A 3255-nucleotide genomic window follows, 5' to 3' on the forward strand; every position below is an offset into this window, starting at 1 on the left:
AAGTAAGCGACTGACTATCGAGGTACAGACCTCCTCCAAGTATGCCATTGTGACACAAACTGCAAACAAAAGATTTCATAGAAACATCCCTCCATTAAATTGCGATTTGCCTTATTATACCACACCCCGCCGCTGCGTGTCTATTTGCCGCCGTGCCCGCATACCCTGTACCAAACCACAACAGGGGAGGGGCTTGCCATGCGGCGCGATGCAAAACGAGAGGAACAGACCGGGCGGCTGCTGGCCGCGGTGGTGTTGGCGGCCATGCTGACGGTGCTATGCGGCATCATTCACCAGCTGTACCATCGGGAATACGCCGAGACGGACACCCCCAACGACTGCTTTACGGTGTCCGCTGCGACTGGGGAAAATGCGCTGCCTAAAATCGTCTGCCTGACATTCGACGATGGGCCGAGCAAAAACACGACGCCAATTCTGGAAATTTTGGATAGGGAGCAGGTCCCAGCCACCTTTTTTGTCTGCGCCCAGGACGCCAACGAAAACTATATGCCGCTGGTGGCCGACATTGCGGCGGCGGGACACCAGATTGCTCTGCACAGCGCCACGCATCAATACTCCAAAATCTACGCGAGCACCGACGCATTTTGGCAGGATATGAAAGCCCTGCGCCAGGCGCTGGAACCCTATGTGGATGTGGAAAGCATTGACTGGCTGCGCTTTCCCGGCGGCAGCACCAACACGGTCAGCCACCGCTACGGCGGCCGCGACATCATGAAAACCCTGAAAGCCCAGGCCGAGGACAAGGGCTACCACTGGATCGACTGGAACGTCTGCGCTGAGGACGCCACTGCCAGCCACCCCAACGCCGCGCAGATTTTGCGCAACATCCGCCGCGACGCCGACGGCCATGACACCTGCGTTGTCCTGCTGCACGATACCAAAGCCACCGGCCAGACAGTTAAGGCGTTGCCGGATATTATCGCCTATTTCAAGGAGCAGGGTTACACCTTTTGTACAGTTGCACAGATGGAAGCCTTGAAGTGAAATCGCCCAAAATGTGCGGCACAGCGGATTGTATGTTGCTGGGAAAAGTGGTAATCCGGTCTTATCACCATAAAATGGTGTAGTACCCAGTACCTTGCCAAAAACAACTGATAAAATCCAACGCACCCACGCCAGATTGTGCAAAATATCCAGCAATTTATTGCAATGTGAAACAAAATAGGGTATAATGTACAAGAATCGGCGAGGAGGTGGGGCTGTGCGCAAGACGGAAAGCCAGAAAATTGCGTTGTGCGGGATGCTGGGGGCGCTGTCGGTGGTGCTTCTGCTCATCGGCAGTGCGCTGCAGATTGGCACCTACGCTGCGCCGATGCTGGCGGCGTTCCTTATCATCCCAGTGCTGGAGGAGTACGGACCGCGCTATGCGTTGACCCTCTACGCGACCGTATCGATTTTGGCCGTGCTGTTTGTGCCGGAAACCGAGCTGGCGTTTTTCTATGTGCTGGTCATGGGGTATTACCCGGTGCTGCGCGTGAAGCTCAACACACTAAAAAACACGGTACTGCGTTGGGTCATAAAATTTGCGGTGTTCAATGCGGCCACGGTGCTGGTGTATTTGCTGTTGTTCGCGCTGCTGGGGCCTGCTGTATTGGACGAGCTGCTGGCCGACGGAACGGCCATGCTGGTGGCGCTGTTGGCCGCGGGAAATCTGTCATTCTGGCTGTGCGACCGGGCGCTGGCGGCGCTGACGCGATATTATCATCTGGTGGTCAAGCCAAAACTGAAGAAGAAGTTCTGATGCAAGGAGGAACATAAAATGTGGTATGATGAAGCGGTAGTTTACCAGATTTATCCGCTGGGGCTGTGCGGCGCACCACTGCAAAACGACGGCGACCAGTCCCAGGCGGACAACCACCGCATTCTGCGCGTGCTGGACTGGGTGGAGCACATCAAGCGCCTGGGCGCGACCTGCGTGCTGTTCAACCCGCTGTTTGAGAGCGATGCCCACGGCTACGACACCCGCGACTACAACAAGGTCGACTGCCGCCTGGGCACGAACGACGACCTCAAGCAGGTCTGCGCGGCGCTGCATGCGGCGGGCATCAAAATTTTGTTCGACGGCGTGTTCAACCATGTGGGGCGCGGCTTCTGGGCGTTCCGCGACGTGCAGGAAAAGCGTTGGGACAGCCCTTACAAAGACTGGTTTCACATCAGTTTTGACGGCAACACCAATTACAACGACGGTTTCTGGTACGAGGCCTGGGAGGGCTGCAACGAACTGGTCAAGCTGAACTTGCAGAACCCAGCGGTGAAAAACTACCTGTTTGACATCGTGCGCGGCTGGGTGCGGGACTACGGCATCGACGGCCTGCGCCTGGACGTCGCGTACTGCCTGGATCTGGGCTTTTTGGCGGAGCTGCGCGGGCTGGCAAACGACATCAAGCCGGAGTTCGCGCTGGTGGGCGAGACGCTGCACGGCGACTACAACCGCTGGATGAACGACCACGCCTGCCACAGCGTGACGAACTACGAGTGCTACAAGGGGCTGTATTCCAGCTTCAACACCGGCAATATGCACGAGATCAGTTATAGCCTGAACCGCCAGTTTGGCGCGGAGCAGTGGTGCCTGTATACCGGCAAGCATCTGTTGAGCTTTGTGGATAACCACGATGTAACGCGTATTGCGACGATTCTGACCAATAAAAACTGCCTGAAACCCATCTACGGTTTGCTGTTCGGTATGCCCGGTGTGCCGTCGGTCTACTACGGCAGTGAGTGGGGCATGGAGGGCGACAAGCGCAACGGCGACCCGACGCTGCGCCCGGCGGTGGAGAAGCCCACCGAGAACGACCTGACGGCTTGGGTGGCCGCGCTGGCCCATGCCCGCACAGGCAGCAAAGCGCTGTGCCGGGGCAGCTACCGCAATGTACTGGTGCAGCCGAAGCAGCTGATTTTTGAACGCTATGCCGACGGTGAGCGGGTGCTGGTAGCCATCAATGCGGACGGCAATCCGTTTGACGCCCACTTTGACGCAGGCTGCGGCCGCGCGGTGGATCTCATCACCGGGGTCGATCACGATTTTGGCGGCGGCAGCACATTGGAGCCATACAGTTGCCATTTCTGGAAATGTGAACGATAATACGATATAAAAATGCACCTGTCCGTGTGGGCAAGTGCATTTTTGTACTAGGGCAATACCGCATAATTCTAAGTGCCGATACGGCGAGCGAGGTGCGGCAGCTGCTAAGCCAAAAGCGCAGATAATACTGGATGCTGCAAAGGTGAGCGCCG

Annotated in this window: 3 protein-coding genes; all 3 read left to right on the plus strand. The window is 57.1% G+C overall.

The window, feature by feature from the left end; genetic code table 11:
• Window positions 1-198 precede the first annotated feature (198 nt).
• The 3 genes from ACZO0A_RS12145 to ACZO0A_RS12155 all read left to right on the plus strand — a co-directional run bounded on the left by ACZO0A_RS12145 (window position 199) and on the right by ACZO0A_RS12155 (window position 3103).
• Window positions 199-1005, plus strand: coding sequence for a polysaccharide deacetylase family protein (locus ACZO0A_RS12145; RefSeq protein ID WP_252261451.1), 807 nt, complete (start codon window positions 199-201; stop codon window positions 1003-1005).
• Window positions 1006-1222: 217 nt separating this feature from the next.
• Window positions 1223-1762: a hypothetical protein gene (locus ACZO0A_RS12150; protein ID WP_215691504.1), complete on the plus strand. Its 540-nt coding sequence runs from the start codon at window positions 1223-1225 to the stop codon at window positions 1760-1762.
• A gap of 18 nt (window positions 1763-1780) precedes the next feature.
• Window positions 1781-3103, plus strand: a complete 1323-nt coding sequence (locus tag ACZO0A_RS12155; RefSeq protein WP_302376152.1) for an alpha-amylase family glycosyl hydrolase — start codon at window positions 1781-1783, stop codon at window positions 3101-3103.
• Window positions 3104-3255 lie beyond the last annotated feature (152 nt).

The organism is Gemmiger sp., from assembly GCF_057431175.1.

What these genes read in the sequence shown, in the direction of transcription:
- ACZO0A_RS12145 (WP_252261451.1), top strand. Translation starts at nt 199, where the DNA reads ATGCGGCGCGATGCAAAACGAGAGGAACAGACCGGGCGGCTGCTGGCC.
- ACZO0A_RS12155 (WP_302376152.1), top strand. Translation starts at nt 1,781, where the DNA reads ATGTGGTATGATGAAGCGGTAGTTTACCAGATTTATCCGCTGGGGCTG.